Below are 18,668 nucleotides of genomic sequence, written 5' to 3' on the forward strand. Positions count from 1 at the left end.
CCTCCTCAGTTCTCTTCATAGATGGTGGGGATTGCTGCCTCGCCGCGCTGCAGCCGGTTGACCACCGGCGGCAGTTCGGCCATGGAATCGGCGTGCCGCCGGGCCGCCCGCACTACTCCTTCGTGCCCGGTCCACCCCGGGAGGAGCTCGCCGTTTTTCATGAACTGCTGCAGCAGGACGCGGTCGTTCCCGTCGTCTTCAGGGCGGTGGCCCACGCCCACCACCTCCGCCGTTGCCGTTCCACGGCTGTCCAGCTTGCGCAGCGCATACTTGCGCCCGCCCACGCTGGCCTTGTTCTTGGCGGCCTTGGCCACGGACACATACGCGCCGTCATCGCCCGTCCGGCTGACCAGCTTGTAGACCATGCTGGCGGTGGGGGCGCCGGAACCGGTGACCAGCGACGTGCCCACACCGTAGGCGTCCACCGGAGCGGACTGCAGGGCGGCGATGGCGTACTCGTCGAGATCGGACGTGACCATGATCTTGGTGTTCTCGTTGCCGAGGTCGTCCAGGAGCCGGCGGACCCACTGGGCCTGGGCCACGAGGTCACCCGAGTCCAACCGCACTGCACCCAGCCGGGGACCGGCAATGTCCACGGCCGTGCGGACGGCCTGTTCGACGTCGTACGTGTCCACCAGGAGGGAGGTGCCCTCGCCGAGGGAAGCGATCTGCGCCTCGAAGGCTTCGCGTTCGGTGTCATGAAGCAGCGTAAACGAGTGCGCGGCGGTGCCCACCGTCTTGATGCCGTACCGGATGCCGGCCTCAAGGTTGGAGGTGCTGCCGAAGCCGGCGATCACGGCGGCACGCGCGGCCGAAGCAGCCGCTTCCTCGTGGGTGCGCCGCGATCCCATCTCAATGCAGGGGCGGCCGCCGGCCGCGCTGACCATGCGCGACGCGGCAGAAGCGATGGCGCTGTCGTGGTTGAGGACGGACAGGATGTACGTCTCCAGCATGCAGGCTTCGGCGAACGTACCCTCGACGATCAGGATGGGGGAATTGGGGAAGTAGGCCTCACCCTCCGCGTAGCCCCAGATGTCACCGGAGAACCGGTAGGAGGCCAGGTACTCCAGCGTGGTGTCATCCACCACCTTGGTGCGGGCCAGGAAATCCAGCTCCGCCTTCCCGAAGCGGAAGTTGGCGATGCCCTCCAGCAGCCGGCCCGTGCCTGCCACGATGCCGTACCTGCGGCCGTCCGGGAGCCGCCGGGCAAAGGCCTCGAACACCGACTTGCGGTGGGCCGCGCCGGAATGGAGCGAAGCCTGCAGCATGGTCAGCTCGTAGTGGTCTGTATAAAAGGACGTGCGGGGATGGTCCCAGCCGGCAGAGGTACTCACGAAAATCACTCTAGTAGCCAGCCCCATAGAATGGACAGATGACCATTAGCGTTGCGCCCGGCCCTGACACGCAGGAGGGCACCCGGACCGGAACAGCGGAGTCCACAGACACCCTGGCCGCCCCGGACATCCCCTGGAACCTGGTGATCTGGAACGATCCCGTCAACCTCATGAGCTACGTCAGCTACGTTTTCCAAAGCTATTTCGGATATTCGGAGACCAAGGCGAACAAGCTCATGATGGAGGTCCACAAGAAGGGCCGGTCCATCGTGACGCACGGCAGCAAGGAACAGGTGGAGCGCCACGCGGTGGCCATGCACGGCTTCGGGCTGTGGGCCACCGTGGAAAAGGCAAGCGGCACGTCCGGCAACTCCGGCCAGGGCAAGGGGAAACGTGGCTAAGGCATTCAAGTACGGACTCAAGGGCATCACCGGATTCCTGGAACCAACCGAGCGCGAACTCCTGCGGAGCCTGATTGCCGATGTCATCTCCATGCTGCAGCCGGAGGAACGCGAAGGCCAGGACCCGCTGGCGGCACTTATCGGGCTGGACATGGACGTGGTGGAGCCCACCGACCGTGCGGTCAGGCGGTTGCTGCCGAACGTGGTCAAGGACGACGGCGCCGCCTCGCTGGAGTTCCGCCAGCTCACCGAGCGCTCGCTGCGGGAAACCAAGATCGGAGCGTTGCGGGCCGCGGCGCTGGACCTGGACAAGGACGAGATCGTCCTGACCACCGAGGGCGCGAAGCACTGGTCCGCCGCGCTGAACGACGTCCGCCTGGTGCTGGCCGAACGGCTGGACATCCGCGACGAACAGGATGCCGAACACGTCCACCTGATGCAGGACTGGTCCCAGGCCGAAGACGTGGAAAGCTACCTGGCGCTGGTCTACAACTTCACCACCTGGCTGCAGGAATCACTGGTGCAGGCCATGCTGCAGTCGATGGAAACCCGCCGGTGAGCGGCCGCCGCCACGCTGGCAGCCGGGCCTGTGACACATCAGACACGAGTTCCAGGCCACAACATGATGGCTGAGGCTTCAGGGAAGACCTATCCTCGAATAATCATGACAACAGCCTCGAGCAAGGAGCCGTCAGCGGTCGCTGCACAGGCGTCCGCAGCCAGCGCCCTTCCCGCAGCGGCGCTGGAAACCCGGCCCATCGGCGTTTTCGACTCCGGCGTAGGCGGCCTCACGGTGGCCCGCTCCATCATCGACCAGCTGCCCAATGAGTCCATCCTTTACGTGGGAGATACGGCGCACGGGCCTTACGGGCCGCTGCCCATCGCCGAAGTCCGCGCCAATGCCCTCGGCGTCATGGACGAACTGGTGGACTCCGGCGTCAAGCTGCTCACCATAGCCTGCAACTCGGCGTCGGCCGCGGTGCTCCGGGACGCCCGCGAACGGTACACGGCCAAGTACGGCATCCCTGTCATTGAAGTCATCCAGCCCGCGGTCCGCCGAGCCGTGGCGGCCACCCGCTCCGGGCGGGTGGGCGTCATCGGCACCTCCGCCACTGTCGGCTCCCGTGCCTACGAGGACACCTTCGCCGCAGCCCCGGACCTGCACATCACCTCAGTGGCCTGTCCTGAATTCGTCAGCTACGTCGAGGCCGGCATCACCACCGGGCCGGAGTTGCTTGCCGTTGCCGAGGAATACCTGGCACCCCTGAAGGCCTCGGGCGTGGACACCGTGGTGCTGGGCTGCACCCACTACCCGCTGCTGACCGGCGTCATCTCCTACGTCATGGGGGCGGATGTCACCCTCGTCTCCAGCGCCGAGGAAACCGCCAAGGACGTCTACCGGGCCTTGGCAACCAACAACCTGCAGCGCACGGCGGCCGCCCCGCCGGAGCACCATTTCGTGGCCACCGGCGATGCCGCGCAGTTCGAGACACTGGCCAGGCGGTTCCTCGGGCCCGAGGTGCTGTCCGTCCGCCATGTGGACCACGTTGCCGCCCAGTACCCCACGGGCAGCCTGGCCCGCATCACGCCCGAGATGATCGCCGCCGCCCAGAGCGCGCGGACCCGGCCACGGATCTCCAACTTCGTGGACCGCGCTCTTGCGGACACCGGCCCCGCCGGCAGCACCGGGGGGACCGGCCTGTGAAGCTCACCATCGTCGGCTGCACCGGCTCGTTCCCCGGCCCCGGGTCCCCGGCATCGTGCTACCTCCTGACGGCCACCGACGGGGAGCGGACCTGGAAAGTGGTCATGGACCTCGGCAGCGGTGCGCTCGGCGCCATCCAGCGCTACACGGACCTGGAGGACATCGACGCGATCTTCCTCACCCACCTGCACCCGGACCACTGCATGGACCTGTGCGGACTGCACGTCGCCGTCCGCTGGAAGCCCGGCGGCTGGGACCGCGGCCGCATTCCCGTCTGGGGGCCGGCCGCCACCGCCGACAGGATGGCCACCGCGTACGGGCTGGACCTGGACCCCGGGATGCACGAGGAATTCGACTTCACCAACTGGAGCGAACGCCGGCCCGTTACGGTTGGCCCCTTCACGGTGACGCCTTACGCCGTGAACCATCCCGTGGAGGAGGCGTACGCACTCCGGGTAGAGGTGGTGGAACCGGACAAGGACGGCAACCCGGTGGCCCGGACGCTCACCTACTCCGGGGATACGGACTCCTGCCCCGGCCTGGAAGAGGCAGCGAAAAACGCCGACCTGTTCCTGTGCGAGGCGGCCTTCGAGGAAGGCCGCGATGACGGGATCAAGGATGTCCACCTCACCGGCAAGCGCGCCGGCGAAGCAGCAGCGGCCGCTAACGCCCGCAGGCTCCTGCTGACCCACATTCCTGTCTGGACCTCGCAGACCACCGTCATGGCTGAAGCGCGCCCGGTTTTCCCGGGTGATGTTGCCGTGGCCGTGGCCGGAGTGCACTACACCATCTAGCAGCCCGTTCAACTAGCCCGGCTGCCGGGGCGGACCGGGCCCTGGCACTCGATAAGCTAAAGGCATGACTTCTGAAGCAACTGCAGTGCCCATTGTGCGCGCCGACGGCCGCGCCCCCGACCAGCTCCGGCCCATCAGCATCACCCGCGGATGGTCCAACCAGGCTGAAGGTTCGGCGCTGATCGAATTCGGCAACACCAGGGTCCTGTGCACCGCTTCCCTGACCGCCGGGGTCCCGCGCTGGCTCAAAGGGGAGGGCAGGGGCTGGGTCACCGCCGAATACGCCATGCTCCCGCGCGCCACCAACACCCGCTCCGACCGGGAGTCCGTCAAGGGCAAGATCGGCGGCCGCACCCATGAGATCTCCCGGCTCATCGGCCGGTCCCTGCGCTCGATCATCGACACCAAGGCCCTTGGTGAGAACACCATCGTCCTGGACTGCGACGTCCTCCAGGCCGATGGCGGCACCCGGACCGCGGCGATCACCGGCGCCTACGTGGCCCTCGCCGACGCCATCCGCTTCGCCCGCGACAACAAGCTGATCGCGCGGAACGCCCAGCCGATGACTGACACCATCGCTGCCGTCTCCGTCGGCATCATCGACGGCGTTCCAATGCTGGACCTGCCCTACGTCGAGGACGTCCGGGCTGAGACGGACATGAACGTTGTAGTCACCGGTTCCGGCAAATTCGTGGAGGTCCAGGGCACCGCCGAGGGCGCGCCCTTCGACCGGGACGAACTGAACCAGCTCCTGGACCTGGCGCTGCTGGGCACCACCCAGCTCGCCGCCATCCAGCGCGAGACGCTGGCGGACACCCTGTGAGTGCTGCGGCCACCCCGCGGCTGGTCCTTGCCACGCACAACAAGGGCAAGCTGCGGGAGCTGCGCGAGCTCCTGCGCGGCCAGGTGCCGGGGCTCGACGTCGATACCCAGGTGGTGGATGCGGCTGCGGCGGGTGCGCCGGACGTCGTCGAAACGGGCGTCACCTTTGCCGAAAACTCGCTGCTGAAGGCCCGCGCCGTCGCCGAAGCAACGGGCCTGGTGGCCATAGCCGATGACTCGGGCCTTGCCGTCGATGTGATGGGCGGCGCGCCGGGCATCTTCTCGGCGCGGTGGTCCGGCAGGCACGGCGACGACGAAGCCAACCTCAATCTCCTCCTGGGCCAGCTCTCCGATGTGCCGGACCAGCACCGCGGTGCCGCGTTCGTCTGTGCAGCGGCCCTGGCTGTCCCGGCAGCCGAGGGGGAGGACACGCGCGAGGTGGTGGAGTACGGGCAGCTCGAGGGCGTCCTGCTGCGCGAGCCCCGCGGGGCGGGCGGTTTCGGTTATGACCCCATCCTGCAGCCGGCCGGCCACGACCGCAGCTGTGCCGAACTGTCGGCCGCGGAGAAGAACGCCATCAGCCACCGCGGCAAGGCCTTCCGTGCCCTGCTGCCGTCCATCGTGGCGGCACTGGAAGCGCAGCCCGCCTGAGGCCGGGCTGACCCGGGAACGACCCGGAAATATGCATGAAAAAAGGCGCGGTCCCGTCAAGGGGGACCGCGCCTTTCGCCATCCGCCCCTAGGGGTGGCGGGGAGTCTTGTGTTCGTCCTCCGGAGTGTGTTCCTCAATGAACTCGTCCACGGCGTCGGTACCGTAGGCCCTGGCCTGCCGCTTGGCGGACATGCCGCGCAGGACCTCGATGCCGATGGGCAGCACAGATACCAGCACGATGGCGATGAAGATGACGTCCAGGTTGTCCCGCACCCACGGGACCTTGTCACCGAGGAGGAAGCCGAGCAGCGTCACACCACCTCCCCAGAGCACCGCACCGATGACGTTGTAGAGGAAGAACTTCTTGCGGTCCATCTGCGCCACGCCCACTATGACCGGCACGAAAGTCCGGATGATGGGGACGAAGCGGGCCAGGATCAGTGCCTTGCCGCCGTGCTTTTCGAAGAACGCGTGGGCGTTCTCCACGTTTTCCCGCTTGAACAGCCGCGAATTCGGCTTGTTGAAGATGGCAGGGCCCGCCTTGGACCCGATGAAGTAGCCGGTCTGGTTGCCGATGATGGCCGAAATCACAATCAGCAGGGCAAGCAGCCACACGTTGAACTTGATGGTGTCCGTGGCAACCAGCAGGCCCGCCGTGAACAGCATGGAATCGCCGGGGAGGAAGAAGCCCACCAGCAGGCCGGTCTCCGCGAAGACGATGCCGCACACCAGCAAGACCACCCATGGCGCCAGGGCAGGATCTGCCAGGAAGATCTGGGGGTTCAGCCAGTCGGGGAGGAAGGAAGCCAGCTGCGGCTGGACCGGTCCTGCACCGCCCAGCATGGACACAGCAAGGTGGTTCATCAGGGGAAAGTTCACCCTTCAAGGGTACTTGACGGGCCTGCGCCGGGCGGTCCGGACTGGCCTGCAGCCTGTCGGGTCCGGGCGCCTTCCGGCGGTAAGGTTGCTGGCGTGGGTTTGGACTTTACGGCGATTGACTTTGAAACGGCGAACGGCTTCAGGGGCTCTCCCTGTGCAGTGGGCCTGACGAAAGTCCGCGGCGGCCGGGTGGTGGAGGAAGCGGCGTGGCTGATGCGGCCACCTGCGGACCATGACCACTTCGAGTACCACAACGTGCGGATCCACGGCATCACCGCCGCGGACGTTGCGGGCCGGCCCCGCTTCGGTGACCTGTTTCCTGAAATTGGGGCCTTCATCGGCGACGACGTGCTGGCAGCCCACAATGCCGCCTTCGACCTGGGTGTGATCCGCTCGGCCCTGGAGGTCTCCGGACTTCCCGGCCCCGCGTACGACTACGTCTGCACCGTGATGCTGTCCCGCCGGTGCTACTCCCTGGTGTCCAACTCCCTGCCGTTCGCTGCGGAGGAGGCCGGCGTCCCGTTGCTCCGGCACCACGACGCCGCGGAGGATGCCCGTGCCTGCGCCGGTATCCTGATCGACATCGCCCGGCGCAACGGGGCCAACAGCCTGGCCGAGCTCTATCTTTCACTGGGGCTCGTGATGCCCCGGCAGCACGCGTTCGATCCGGCGGTGGACCAGTTGTCCAAGCAAAGCCTGACCGCCCTTGCCGGCGGGTCGGGGAACGGGGCCGCGCTGGTCCGGCCCTTCCAGTCCGGCTGGCCGGACGAGGGCCCCAACCCGGAGCCCAACCCGGATGCGGAGCCCGGCCATCCCCTCTACGGACAGACAGTGGTCTTCACCGGTCAGTTGTCCATCGGGCGGCCGGAGGCGAAGGTCCGTTCGGCCGAGGCCGGCGCCCGGACGGAAAGCCGGGTGACCGGCAGGACCACAGTCCTGGTGGTCGGTGACGGATTCGTAGCCGCGGACCTCCGTTCCGGGCGGCTGACGGGCAAGGCCCGCAGGGTGCTTGAGCTCCACGACCGCGGGCAGGCCATTGAGGTGCTGTCCGAGGGGGAGTTCCTGCAGATGGTGGGGAGCATGGCGGGCGCAGCAACCGCGTAGCCTCCCTGCATGCCAAGTTGCCACCGCAGGCAGGCCAAGCGGCGTTTCCCCACCGCATGGAGTTCACGGGAAGCAACAATCCTTTCCCCCGGCAGCGGCCCGATCCTAGCCTTGCACCATGAGCCTCTTCGCCTTCCCCAACCCCGTTAACGAGTACGCGGCCCGCGTCACTGCAGGCCTGGTGGTGCTCGCGGCGATTGGCACAGCATTGAGCGGTTCCGTCTGGGGGCTGGCGGCCATCGCCGCGGGGTTCTGGCTGAGGCTGCTGTTCGGCCCGCGGATCTCGCCGCTGGCCTTGCTGTCTGTGAAGGTCATCACGCCGCGGCTGGGCAAGGTCAAGCTCGTGGCCGGACCGCCTAAACGGTTCGCCCAGGGGATGGGCGCGGTGGTGTCAACCGCGGCGCTTATCCTGTTCATCGCCGGTGCCGTACCGGCGTCGTGGGCTGTCCTGGGCGTCCTGATCGTGGCGGCCTCGCTGGAGGCATTCCTGGCGTTCTGCCTGGGCTGCGTGGTCTTCGGCTGGCTTCAGCGCCGCGGGTTGATTCCTGAGGACGTCTGCGAAGCGTGCAACAACATCAGCCTTCGCCGGTTGTGACTTTCACCAGGAGGTCCGCCATGCCCCGGATTACTTCCGGGGCCTCGAGCACGTCAAGCCACTCTTCCGGCAGGCAAGCCTCGCCGTAGTAGGCGCCCAGGATGTTGCCCGCCACGGATCCCGTGGAGTCGCTGTCGCCGCTGTGGTTCACGGCCAGTGCCACGGCGTCGCGGAAGTGCCGCACCGGAGTGTCCGCGGCTGCGTCATCGGCGGGGCGGGTGGCCAGGACGGCGTAAAGTCCGACGGCGAGCGCCTCCTCCGCAACCCAGCCCTCGCCAAGTTCGGCCACGAGTTCCTCGGGCGGGACAATGCCCTTGGCCGCCAGCCGCAGCGCCACCTCAAGACGCTGGGGCAGTTCGGGCGCCACGCCGGTGATGCCGGGCGGCGTGGGCAGTTACCGCAGCAGCCGCATCGTGCAAAGCTTCGCCTGAGATGAGGCGGTGGATCAGGAGGCTGAACACCCCGGCGCTCTGCCGCGCCGAAGGATGCCCGTGCGTCAGGGAGGCGGCGTCGGCACTCAACTTGTAGACGGCGTCGTGCGTCACGTGTGGCACCAGCCCGAAAGGTGCCGAACGCATGACGGTTCCGCAGCCTTTGGAGTCCGGATTCACGGGCCGGAAGGAAGTTCCCATTTCTCCGGTTACCAATCCGGAAATGCAGGCCCGGCCGGGGTGGCGGCGCTGGTGCAGGACAGCCTGCCCGTCGATCCAGCGGGCCTGCGGGGCCGGTGCCGCGGGCCCGGCATCCTCGCCCTGGGTGGCAAGCCACCGCAGGTAGGCGAGCCACAGGCACGCGTTGACGTCGGCGCCGACTCCCGAGTTGGCCCACTCCAGCGCTTCAACCAGGCCGTCCACGGTGTACAGGGTCATCTGCGTATCGTCGGAGATGTGGGTGCTGCCGGAAACGGCAGCGAAGTCCCTCAGCCCGTCCGGGCCGAAGCGGCGCCGGATGTCGGCAATCGGATCGAATTCAACTTCGTAGCCGAGGGAGTCGCCGAGTGCGCCGCCGAGCAGGCATCCGTGGATGCGGGACTTCAGTGCGGGCACGCCAGTGTCAGAGCTCATGCTGCAAATCTACCGTGGGCGTACCGCGGGCCGGAAAGCAGTTGCGCGGGACTGCTCCGCCTGACCCGCGGCGGAGCCGGCGTCCGGTTGGTGTCCAGCCAACGCCCAGCCGGGGCTGGAAGAATACTGGGGTTGCCCGGCGGCAGCACCCCTGGCCCCTACCCAAAAGGTCCCATCATGAGCACTACCGTTCCTGACCGACACGATGCCCTTCCCGGCACTTCCGACGCCGTCCGTCCGGGCCTGCTGCCCAGGCTTGGCGCCGAAGCGTTCGGCAGCCTCTTCATCGCCGTCGCCGGCCTTGGCGTACCGCTGTTCAGCATCCCGCAGTCCAGCCCCCTTCCCGCAGCCCTGGCAGCCGGCCTCGCCGTGACAGCGGCGATGCTCGCGGTGGGGCACGTTTCCGGCGGGCACTTCAACCCGGCCATCACCCTGGGCCACCTTCTCGCCGGGCGGATGCGTGCCGGCGCGGCAGCCGCCTACGCCGTTGCCCAGCTGGCCGGCGCCGTGGTGGGGGCCTTGGTGCTGTTCGCGGTACTGCGCACCTTGCCGGGCATCGCGGACAGCCGCACGGCCTTCGATACGGTCACCGCCGGCTTCGGTGAGCACTCGATTATCCAGGCGCCCGTGGCCGCGGTACTGCTCCTTGAGGTGCTGGGTGCGGCCATCGTCGTTGCCGTCTTCCTTGGAGCTGCCGCCCGCGAAAAGGCCGGGGCTGTCGTCGCACCTTTTGCCGTGGGCCTGACCTTCGCCGCCCTCCTGCAGTTGGGACAGGCAGTGGGAAACCTGCCCTACAACCCCGCCCGGGCGGTGGCGTCCGCCGTCTTCAGCTCAGGCTGGGCTGTTGAACAGGTCTGGGTCTTCCTGGTGGCGCCGCTTGCGGGTGCGGCCATCGCAGGCCTGCTGTTCCGCATCTTCCGCGGCACGGCGGCGCCCGCGCCCGCCGCCGGGGACGCGTCCGACGACGATGCCGCCTTGGACGGGCGCCCTGAGGTTGCTGCGGAGGCCGGCACGGACGCCACAGCCGGCGCCGCCGGGGAAGCTCGCAGCGCGGGGCAGCCGGAACGTGCGGCCGGGTCCACCGGCGGCGCCGCCAGCGAGGCCCAGGAGTTCTTCGACGGCAAGCGGGGCTGAGGGCCCCTTGCTGTGGGATGCCACGGACGCGTTGCGGCGCTGGCGCAAACTGTCGGTGGCAGCCGATAGCTTAGAACGATGCGGTTACTTCACACATCGGACTGGCACCTCGGCCGGTCTTTCCACGGGGTGGGCATGCTTGATGCCCAGCGTGCTTTCGTCAGCCAGCTCGTGGCGGCGGTATCGGATCACGGGGTCGACGTTGTCCTGATCGCAGGGGACGTCTACGACCGCGCCCTGCCTGGCGTCGACGTCGTGCGCCTGCTGGATGAGGCCCTCGTGGGGATCACGGCCGCCGGGGCAAAGGTGGTCCTCACCAGCGGCAACCATGACTCCGCCATCCGCCTGGGCTTTGCGGCCCGGCTGCTCGAACGCGGGGGAGTGCACCTGCGGACACGCGTGGAAGACCTGGACAAGCCGCTGCTTCTGCCGCTGGGCCCGGATGCGGCCGGCAGGGATGCCGTCGCCGCCATCTACGGCATCCCCTGGCTGGAACCGCGGCTCGTGGCCGAGCCGCTGGGTGTGGAGGCGGCCAGCCATTTCGACGTCACCAGCGCTGCCACCACTCTGATCCGGGAGGACATCGCGCGGCGCGCCGGCTCCGCTGTGGTCCATTCAGTGGTCCTGGCCCACACCTTCGCCAGCGGCGGCATCAGCTCGGACAGCGAACGTGAACTCAGTATCGGCGGGGTGGGAGCAGTCCCGCTGGACCTGTTCGACGGCTTCAGCTACACGGCGCTGGGCCACCTGCACGGACGCCAGTCCCTTTCGCCGCAGGTCCGGTACTCAGGCTCACCGCTGGCGTATTCCTTCTCCGAGGCCAACCACAGCAAAGGCGCCTGGCTGGTGGACCTCGGCCCGGACGGCGTCACGGCTGTGGAGGAAGTGCTGTGGGACGCGCCGCGCGCCCTGGCGGTCCTGCGGGGTCCCTTGGCGGAACTGCTGGAGTCACCGGAGCATGCATGCGCCGAAACCGCCTACTGCCAGGTCACACTGACGGATGACCAACGTCCGGCACGCGCCATGGAGCGGCTCCGGGCGAGGTTCCCCGACACCTTGGTGCTGGGCTTCGACCCCGAGGGCGGCACACCGGCGCTGTCCACCAGCTACAGCAGCAGGCTCGCCGAAGCCCCGGACGACCTCGCAGTGTGCTGCGGGTTCCTCGAACATGTCCGTGGCCGAACGCCGGACGATGCCGAGAAGGCAGCGCTCGCGGCCGCACTGGAGAACGTCCGGCTCCAGGAGGCGGCACTGTGAGGATCCACCACCTTCGCATCTCTGGCTTCGGCCCCTTCGCCGGAACCGAGGACGTTGACTTTGACCGGCTAAGCGGGCACGGACTGTTCCTCCTGAACGGGCCAACGGGTGCAGGAAAAACCAGTGTCCTGGATGCCATCTGCTTTGCCCTGTACGGCTCTGTGCCTGGTGCACGGCAGGACGGCAAACGCCTCCGGAGCGACCATGCCGAACCCGCGCAGGAACCTGCGGTGACCCTGGAATTCTCGGCGCAGGGCCGGCGCTTCGAAGTCACCCGTTCGCCCGCCTGGGACAAGCCGAGCGCGCGCGGCAGGAACGGCTTTACCACGCAGCAGGCAAAGACGCTCCTGCGGGAGCGTGTTGACGGCGCCTGGGTGGAAAAGTCAGCCCGCAATGACGAGGCCGGTGCGGAGATCACCGCGCTGCTGGGGATGGACCGCGATCAGTTCACCCGCGTGGTGATGCTCCCGCAGGGTGACTTTGCCGCCTTCCTCAGGTCGAAGGCTGCCGACCGGCTCGAGCTGCTGCAGAAGCTTTTTGGTACCCAGCGCTTCGAAGCCCTGGAACAGGAGCTCTCCCGGGAGGCGCTGGCGGCCCGGGAAAGCGTTGCTGCACTGTCGGGACAACTGGAACTGCTCACTGCGCGTGCCGAATCCGAGGCCGCCTCCCTGGAGTTGGCGGCGGATGGCGCCCCGGCGGCGGACAACGCGGCCGAACGGCTGGAGTGGCTGCAAGGAGCCGTCGCGCAACGCCTGGAGGTACTTCGCGGTTCCGCGGCGGACGCCGAAGCGGCGGCGGCCGTGCGGACGCTGGCTGTCGATGAGGAAACCGGACGCCGCGAACGGCGGCGCAGGCTTGAAGCGGCCGAAGCGCGGCGGGATGCTGTATCGGATGCGGCTCCCCGTCTCGAAGAACTTGCGGCCCGCCTGGCGCGGCACCGCAAGGCCGAGGTCCTCGAGGGCCAGCTGAAGAACGTTGACAGTGCTGCGGCCAGGGTGGCCAGTGCGTCCCGGGCCGCGGAATCGGCACTGACGTTCCTCCGTCTTGCCGCTGACGATGACCCCGAACTGGCACCGTTGGAACTTACGGACGGCGCCGTGGCCGGGAGCAGTGCATCTTCCCTGCCGGCATCCGTCACGGCGTCTGCCGCCGATGAACTGGGCCGGCTCCGCTCCCTGTTGGCCGTCGTGGAGGCGCGCCTTCCGGACGAAGACAGGCTGCAGGCCCTGCGGAAGCGTCACGCCGAACTTGGCAGGAAACAGGCAGAGTTGGAGGCAGCCGGAGCCAAGCTCGGGGTCCGCTCCGCGGCCCTCCTCGACGAACGGGCAGGCCTCGAAGCCGGGCTGGGGCCATTGGAGCTGCTGGCGGGAACAGCTCCGCTGCGCGGCAAGGAAGCCGCGTCAGCAGGAGAGCTCCTGGATGTGGTGCGCCGCCACGCTTCAGCTGTCGCGGCGCGCAATGCGGTTAAGCTGCGCTGCGATGCGGCCAGGGAACGCCAACTGGAGGCCAAGCAGCAATGGCTGGACCTGAGGGAGGAGCGGCTTACCCATGCCGCTGCGGAACTTGCCGCCCAACTGCAGGCCGGTGACCCGTGCCCGGTGTGCGGCAGCGCGGAGCATCCCGCACCTGCGGCCGGCGGCAGCCAGGGCCCCGGGCTGGCCCAGGCAGAGGAAGCAGCACACGTCGCCTACGAGGCTGCGGACGGGGCCCTTGCCCGGGTCGGCGCCGAACTGGCCCACGCTGAGCAGTCTGTGGCAGTTCTTGCCGGGCAGGGCGGCGACACTCCCGAGGAAGAGGCCCTGGCCGCCGCCGGAGAGGCGCGTACTGCAGCTGCTGAGGCGGAGCGCGCGGCAGCCGAACTTTCAGAAGTCCGCGGAAAACTTGAGGCACTGGATGCTGGAATTGCCGAGGCAGCAGCCGCCAAAGCCGGAATTGATGCGGGGCTGGCACAGGCAGAGTCATCGCTGGCAGAGGTATCTGACCAGGCCGCTGCGCTGGACGAGGCCCTGTCCGGTCTGCGGGCCGGGCGTCCCAGCCTGGCCCGGCGCCTGCGCTCGCTGGAGGGCGCAGTGGCTGTGCTCGACAAGGCCGTGGCAGCGCAGGCCGCACTGACAGCGGCGCAGTCACAGGCGGACGACGCCCGTGAACAGCTCGAGCTGGCGTTGCCGTCGGCCGGCTTCGCGACGGCCAACGAGGCACGCGGCCAACTCCTCGACAGCACGGAGGCCGACGGACTCCTGGCCGAAGTCCGTGCCGGCCAGGATGAGGCAGCCAGGGTGCGGGAGCTGTTCGCTGCCGAGGACCTGGTGCGCGCCGCGGAAGAGAAATCCGGAGGATTTGAACCCAGCGAGGAACGGCTCACAGGGCTCGAAAACGAAGCTGCGGAGGCCCGCGAACGGGCGCGCCAGGCAGACCTCGCCGCCGGAATGGCCGCACGGTGCCTGGCATCGCTGGCGGCCATCAGCCAGGACTACGCCGCGTTGGCAGGTTCTGCCAGGGAACCGGCGGAGCGGGCCCGGATGCTGGCGGGGCTGGCGGACGCAGCGGCCGGCAGGGGCGAGAACACGTACCGGATGAGCCTGAACAGCTACGTCCTCGCAGCCCGCCTGGAACAGGTTGCCATTGCAGCGTCCGAGCGGCTGGTGGCGATGAGTGACGGCAGGTACCTGCTGCAGCACACTGACGCAAAAGCGGCCCGCGGGGCCAAATCCGGGCTGGGCCTGGAAGTGGTGGATCAATGGACGGGCCACCGCCGTGACACGTCCACCCTGTCCGGCGGCGAGTCCTTCATGGCGTCCCTGTCCCTTGCGCTGGGCCTCGCCGACGTCGTGCAGCAGGAATCCGGGGGAGTGGAAATCGAAACCCTGTTCGTGGACGAGGGATTCGGCAGCCTCGACGAGCAGTCCCTGGAGCAGGTCATGGACGCCCTTGAGGGACTGCGTGATGGCGGCCGCGTGGTGGGGCTCGTCAGCCACGTCGGCGAGATGAAGCAGCGGATCGGGACCCAACTGCAGGTGCTCAAGCACCGGACCGGATCCACGCTGAGGATCTCGGAGGCGCTCGACGCCGGTTGACCCGCAGCTGACCGGGCCGCGGTTAAGATGCAGGCGTAGACTGGTTCAGTTACCGGGTTGCGCGCATCGGGAGGAGGGACGATGCGCATGATTTGAACGAGCCCGGAATTGACTTCACACACTTCTTCACCGACGTCGCCGCCATCCCCGGCATCAACTGACACCGGATCCCCGTTGCAACCTGCAACTGCCGCGGGCGTTCCCCAACCGGCCAGGACCGGCCGGTTTGCCCGGCTTCCCCTGCTCGCTGGCCGCAGCTTCATTCCCCTTGGCCTTTTTGCCCGGCTTCCGCTCGCCATGCTGACGGTGGGAACCCTCACCATGGTCACTTCCGTCAGCGGGTCCTACGCGGCGGGCGGCACGGCTGCCGGGGCTGTAGGCATTGGCTCGGCCCTCGGCGCCCCGGTGCTCGGTGCGCTCGCCGACAGGCGGGGACAGCGGCCCGTCCTGCTGACCGCGGCGATCATCAACACGGTGGCGGTCCTGGCCCTGATCCTGGCGGCCACCGCCACCGTGGCTTCCGGCGGACTGTTCGGAGCCGTTATCGCGGCGGCGCTTGTCTCAGGTGCGAGTTCCCCGCAGGTAGGCCCCTTGGCCCGGGTTCGCTGGATGGCGCTGGCATCGCATGGCCCGGCGTCGCAGCAGGCCGCCGACCTTGACACTGCCCTGTCCTACGAGAGCACCGCCGACGAAGTCACGTTCGTCCTGGGCCCGGCGCTGGTGGGAATCCTGGCCAGCCTCCTGGCGCCGTGGCTGCCCCTGGCCCTGGCCGCCGCGATGACTGCCACGCTGGTACCCGCGTTCGCGGCCCACCCAACCCACCGGGCAGTGCGGCCCGCCGCACGGAAGGCAGCAACCGGGCAGCCGGCCTCCCGGGCCGGAAAGCTGCCGGCCGCCGTCGCCCTGCCTGTCGCCGCCATGGTCTGCATGGGAACGTTCTTCGGCTCGACACAAGCGGCCCTCAGCTCGTTCTCTGCGCCCTTCGCGGGGCCGGAAATCGCCGGACTGCTGTACGCGGCTGTGGGTTTGAGCTCCGCCGCCGCGGCACTCTCCGTGGCCTACTGGCCGCGCAGCTTCACATTGCCAAGGCGGTGGATCGTGTCCGCCGGTCTGATGGTCCTCCTGTCACTGCTCCTGCTGCTGCCGGATTCGCTGGCCGCCATGGTGGCCGTGCTGCTGGTCCTGGGTATCCCGGTGGGCCCGGTGATGGTGACGGTCTTTACGGCAGGCGGCATCCTGGCGCCCGCCGGCCGGCTGGGAACGGTCATGACCGCCCTGGCCAGCGGTATCGTGGCCGGCACGGCGCTGGGCTCGGCCGCCGGCGGCTTCCTGGCAGAGGCCGGTGGCCACCACCTTGCTTTCCTGGTGCCCATCGCGGCCTCCATGCTGTTGGCGCTGCTGGGCGCCGCTGCCGCCGTCGTCCTTGGGAAGCGCGGAAGCGGCAGCCGCGGCTGATGCCACCGCGCCTCCGCGGGCGGGAAGACGGTCGGGGCGGGTCAGGCCAACTGCTCCTGGATCCTCGCCGCGCTCCCCGCCAGCGCGGCACCCACGGCCCCGGGATCATGGGCGGAACGGATGTAGACGACCGCCAGCGCGGCGGGCCGGCCGCCCGGCACCCTGATGGGGGCAGCCAGGGAGGAAACCCCCGCGATGACCTCGTCGTGGCTTGCTGAGTAGCCCACCCGGCGGGCCTCGCCGGCCTCCTGCCGGTAGGCCACGCCGGTGTCCAGCCGGTCCCATTCAGCCTCGGTGAACGCTGACTGGATGGCGATGCCCGGTGCCCCGGCGTTGATGGGATGCCTCGTGCCGGGATGCTGGGCCACTGTGGCCCCCGAATGCCGCGGCTCGACCGTGACCAGCGTGATGCAGTCATGATGGTCCCAGACCGCGATGAACGCCGTCATGTCCAGGGTGTTGGCGAGGTAAGTGAGCTCGGGGAGGGCCGCAGACTGGAGGTTTCGCGACACTCCCCGTGCCAGGACGGCAAGGCCGGGGCCGGGCTGCACCTTTCCGGCGTCGTCGCGCACCAGCAGTGAGTGGTCCTCAAGGGTGCGCAGGATCCGGTAGGCCACCGATCGGTGGACGCCCATGGCATCGGCCAGTTCGGCGATAGTCAGTGGGCCGGGTGAGGCAGCAAGGATCTCCAGGGCGCGGATGCCCCGGGACAGCGTCTGGGACGCTGATGCCTGCGCCGGCGCTGGTTCGGTCCGGGCTGCCGCGGTGGGATTCATGGCTTCCATCCTAGGGCGCCTTCCGTCCCGTTCGGGGTTGGCCGCGGCCCGGTCTGCTGCGCGCCCTTGTCTACCAGACAGGATCAAGCTAATTTTCTATTTAAGAACATGCAGTTCAAATATAGAACTCACTTCCTGAGGCGTCCACCGCGAGAAATAGTCCGGAATCCGTGTTGCACCTCACATTTTCGTAGTAGTGTACTTACCAACTGACCGTTCTGTCGGTAATCCTGAAGGCGTCCGGCGGTGCAAGCCGCCAATAAACAATGGAGTTTCAATGACCACACCTTCCCAGGTGGATACACTCTCCGGTCCCAGCACACGGAGGGAAGAGCGCAAGGTCCTCGCGGGCACGCTCGTCGGCACCACCATTGAGTGGTACGACTTCTTCATCTTTGCCCAGCTGACAGCAACGCTGCTGTCCCCGCTGTTCCTGGCGCCGCTGAACGATTCAAACCCCGGACTGGCGCAGATCCTGTCCTTCGCACTGATCGGCATCAGCTTCCTTTTCCGGCCGCTCGGCGCAGTGGTTGCCGGGCACCTGGGTGACCGGCTGGGCCGCAAGGCCATGCTGGTGTTCACACTGGTCATGATGGGTGCTGCAACGGCCCTCATCGGCATGCTCCCCACCTACGCCCAGATCGGCGCCTGGGCCCCGGTCCTGCTGATCCTCCTGCGCGTCATCCAGGGCTTCTCCGCAGGCGGCGAATGGGGCGGCGCCGCCCTGATGGCCGTTGAACATGCACCCCTGAACAAGCGTGGCCTCTTCGGTGCCTACCCGCAGATCGGCGTTCCCGTGGGCATGATCCTGGCCACCGGCCTGCTCTTCTTCCTCAACAGCAGCATGTCCAAGGAAGACTTCGCTGCCTGGGGCTGGCGCGTCCCGTTCCTGCTGTCGATCGTCCTGATCGTGGTGGGTTACCTGATCCGCCGCGCTGTGGCCGAGAGCCCTGTCTTCCAGGAGATGGCATTGCGGAAGAAGGAAAGCAAGGCCCCACTCGGCGAGCTTATCCGCAACCACAAGCTGCCGGTCCTGTACTCCACCCTGATCTTCATCGGCAACAATGCGGCCGGCTACCTGCTGATCGCGTTCTTCATCTCCTACGCCACGAGGACCCTCAAGATGCCCACCCCGCAGATCCTGCTGGCCACCACCCTGGCATCATTCGGCTGGCTCATCTTCACCCTGGTGGGCGGCTGGCTCTCCGACAAGATCGGCAGGGTCAAGACGTTCCTGGCCGGCTACGCCATCGTGTTCGCCTGGATGCTTCCCATGTTCGCTTTGATCGATACGAAGAACATCTGGCTCTACGGTGTGGCACTGTTCGTCCTCACCATCGGACTGGGACTGTCCTACGGGCCTATGTCCGCCATGTACGCCGAAATGTTCCCGGCCAACGTCCGGTACTCCGGCATCTCGATCGGCTACGCGTTCGGCGCCATCCTGGGTGGCGCGTTTGCGGCCACCATCGCTGAAACACTGCTGCAGAGCACCAAGTGGGCCGGGTCCATCGGCATCTACATCATGGTGCTGTGCGTCATCTCCGCCATCGGGGTAGTGCTGGCCAAGGAAACCAAGGGCCGCCCGCTGGGCGTCAGCGCCCACCACTGATTAGCGGCCT

Annotated in this window: 16 protein-coding genes and 1 pseudogene; 13 read left to right on the top strand and 4 right to left on the bottom strand. The window is 68.0% G+C overall.

Annotated features, from left to right (window positions below; translation table 11 throughout):
* Nucleotides 1–5: 5 nt before the first annotated feature.
* Complete coding sequence (locus tag QE394_RS17440; protein ID WP_349035147.1) at nt 6–1,334, bottom strand: nicotinate phosphoribosyltransferase; 1,329 nt, start codon at nt 1,332–1,334, stop codon at nt 6–8.
* A 38-nt stretch (nt 1,335–1,372) separates the two neighbouring features.
* On the opposite strand from QE394_RS17440, the gene clpS reads away from it, so the two are divergent.
* From clpS to rdgB, 6 genes are all read left to right on the top strand, one after another.
* Nucleotides 1,373–1,735: an ATP-dependent Clp protease adapter ClpS gene (gene clpS, locus QE394_RS17445; RefSeq protein WP_056085202.1), complete on the top strand. Its 363-nt coding sequence runs from the start codon at nt 1,373–1,375 to the stop codon at nt 1,733–1,735.
* On the top strand, nt 1,728–2,294 hold the full coding sequence (locus QE394_RS17450; RefSeq protein WP_056085203.1) for a DUF2017 domain-containing protein: 567 nt from the start codon (nt 1,728–1,730) through the stop codon (nt 2,292–2,294). Before clpS ends, QE394_RS17450 begins: the two co-directional genes overlap by 8 nt.
* A gap of 66 nt (nt 2,295–2,360) precedes the next feature.
* The gene (murI, locus tag QE394_RS17455) at nt 2,361–3,440 is read left to right on the top strand and encodes a glutamate racemase (protein ID WP_056085418.1); all 1,080 of its coding nucleotides are present in this window, start codon (nt 2,361–2,363) and stop codon (nt 3,438–3,440) included.
* Nucleotides 3,437–4,234: an MBL fold metallo-hydrolase gene (locus tag QE394_RS17460; RefSeq protein WP_056085206.1), complete on the top strand. Its 798-nt coding sequence runs from the start codon at nt 3,437–3,439 to the stop codon at nt 4,232–4,234. The genes murI and QE394_RS17460 overlap by 4 nt, the downstream gene beginning before the upstream one ends.
* Before the next feature lie 64 nt (nt 4,235–4,298).
* The gene (gene rph, locus QE394_RS17465; RefSeq protein WP_349035148.1) at nt 4,299–5,057 is read left to right on the top strand and encodes a ribonuclease PH; all 759 of its coding nucleotides are present in this window, start codon (nt 4,299–4,301) and stop codon (nt 5,055–5,057) included.
* Nucleotides 5,054–5,707 (top strand): RdgB/HAM1 family non-canonical purine NTP pyrophosphatase, encoded by a 654-nt coding sequence (gene rdgB / locus QE394_RS17470; RefSeq protein ID WP_056085208.1) that lies wholly within the window; start codon nt 5,054–5,056, stop codon nt 5,705–5,707. The genes rph and rdgB overlap by 4 nt, the downstream gene beginning before the upstream one ends.
* Before the next feature lie 88 nt (nt 5,708–5,795).
* Here the strand turns inward: rdgB and QE394_RS17475 are convergent, their stop codons facing one another.
* Nucleotides 5,796–6,572 (bottom strand): VTT domain-containing protein, encoded by a 777-nt coding sequence (locus tag QE394_RS17475; protein WP_056085420.1) that lies wholly within the window; start codon nt 6,570–6,572, stop codon nt 5,796–5,798.
* A gap of 108 nt (nt 6,573–6,680) precedes the next feature.
* Between QE394_RS17475 and QE394_RS17480 the strand changes: the two genes are divergently transcribed.
* Both QE394_RS17480 and QE394_RS17485 read left to right on the top strand, forming a co-directional pair.
* The gene (locus tag QE394_RS17480; protein WP_261619551.1) at nt 6,681–7,691 is read left to right on the top strand and encodes an exonuclease domain-containing protein; all 1,011 of its coding nucleotides are present in this window, start codon (nt 6,681–6,683) and stop codon (nt 7,689–7,691) included.
* 118 nt (nt 7,692–7,809) lie between these two features.
* Nucleotides 7,810–8,286 carry a DUF4395 domain-containing protein gene (locus QE394_RS17485; RefSeq protein WP_349035149.1) on the top strand — a complete coding sequence of 159 codons (477 nt, stop codon included), beginning with the start codon at nt 7,810–7,812 and terminating at the stop codon, nt 8,284–8,286.
* On the opposite strand, the pseudogene QE394_RS17490 reads toward QE394_RS17485, so the two are convergent.
* A pseudogene (locus tag QE394_RS17490) lies at nt 8,267–9,350 on the bottom strand (ADP-ribosylglycohydrolase family protein). The gene QE394_RS17485 and the pseudogene QE394_RS17490 sit on opposite strands and share 20 nt — an antisense overlap.
* Nucleotides 9,351–9,527: 177 nt before the next feature.
* On the opposite strand from QE394_RS17490, the gene QE394_RS17495 reads away from it, so the two are divergent.
* The 4 genes from QE394_RS17495 (at nt 9,528) to QE394_RS17510 (ending at nt 16,270) form a co-directional block, all read left to right on the top strand.
* Nucleotides 9,528–10,484: an aquaporin gene (locus QE394_RS17495; RefSeq protein ID WP_261619554.1), complete on the top strand. Its 957-nt coding sequence runs from the start codon at nt 9,528–9,530 to the stop codon at nt 10,482–10,484.
* Nucleotides 10,485–10,562: 78 nt separating this feature from the next.
* Nucleotides 10,563–11,741: an exonuclease SbcCD subunit D gene (locus QE394_RS17500; protein ID WP_349035150.1), complete on the top strand. Its 1,179-nt coding sequence runs from the start codon at nt 10,563–10,565 to the stop codon at nt 11,739–11,741.
* The gene (locus QE394_RS17505) at nt 11,738–14,815 is read left to right on the top strand and encodes an SMC family ATPase (RefSeq protein WP_261619556.1); all 3,078 of its coding nucleotides are present in this window, start codon (nt 11,738–11,740) and stop codon (nt 14,813–14,815) included. Before QE394_RS17500 ends, QE394_RS17505 begins: the two co-directional genes overlap by 4 nt.
* 174 nt (nt 14,816–14,989) lie before the next feature.
* Nucleotides 14,990–16,270, top strand: a complete 1,281-nt coding sequence (locus QE394_RS17510; RefSeq protein WP_349035151.1) for an MFS transporter — start codon at nt 14,990–14,992, stop codon at nt 16,268–16,270.
* A gap of 41 nt (nt 16,271–16,311) precedes the next feature.
* Here the strand turns inward: QE394_RS17510 and QE394_RS17515 are convergent, their stop codons facing one another.
* Entirely contained in the window at nt 16,312–17,046 is a 735-nt protein-coding gene (locus QE394_RS17515; protein ID WP_082497512.1) for an IclR family transcriptional regulator, read from the bottom strand.
* A 277-nt stretch (nt 17,047–17,323) separates the two neighbouring features.
* Between QE394_RS17515 and QE394_RS17520 the strand changes: the two genes are divergently transcribed.
* Complete coding sequence (locus tag QE394_RS17520; RefSeq protein WP_056085224.1) at nt 17,324–18,658, top strand: MFS transporter; 1,335 nt, start codon at nt 17,324–17,326, stop codon at nt 18,656–18,658.
* Nucleotides 18,659–18,668 lie beyond the last annotated feature (10 nt).

Source organism: Pseudarthrobacter sp. SORGH_AS 212, assembly GCF_030818145.1.
Classification (GTDB): Bacteria; Actinomycetota; Actinomycetes; order Actinomycetales; family Micrococcaceae; genus Arthrobacter.

Excerpts from the sequence above, each read along its gene's own strand:
- clpS (WP_056085202.1), top strand. The coding sequence starts at position 1,373 with ATGACCATTAGCGTTGCGCCCGGCCCTGACACGCAGGAGGGCACCCGG.
- murI (WP_056085418.1), top strand. The coding sequence starts at position 2,361 with ATGGCTGAGGCTTCAGGGAAGACCTATCCTCGAATAATCATGACAACA.
- rph (WP_349035148.1), top strand. The coding sequence starts at position 4,299 with ATGACTTCTGAAGCAACTGCAGTGCCCATTGTGCGCGCCGACGGCCGC.
- QE394_RS17475 (WP_056085420.1), bottom strand. The coding sequence starts at position 6,572 with ATGAACCACCTTGCTGTGTCCATGCTGGGCGGTGCAGGACCGGTCCAG.
- QE394_RS17485 (WP_349035149.1), top strand. The coding sequence starts at position 7,810 with ATGAGCCTCTTCGCCTTCCCCAACCCCGTTAACGAGTACGCGGCCCGC.
- QE394_RS17495 (WP_261619554.1), top strand. The coding sequence starts at position 9,528 with ATGAGCACTACCGTTCCTGACCGACACGATGCCCTTCCCGGCACTTCC.
- QE394_RS17500 (WP_349035150.1), top strand. The coding sequence starts at position 10,563 with ATGCGGTTACTTCACACATCGGACTGGCACCTCGGCCGGTCTTTCCAC.
- QE394_RS17515 (WP_082497512.1), bottom strand. The coding sequence starts at position 17,046 with ATGAATCCCACCGCGGCAGCCCGGACCGAACCAGCGCCGGCGCAGGCA.
- QE394_RS17520 (WP_056085224.1), top strand. The coding sequence starts at position 17,324 with ATGACCACACCTTCCCAGGTGGATACACTCTCCGGTCCCAGCACACGG.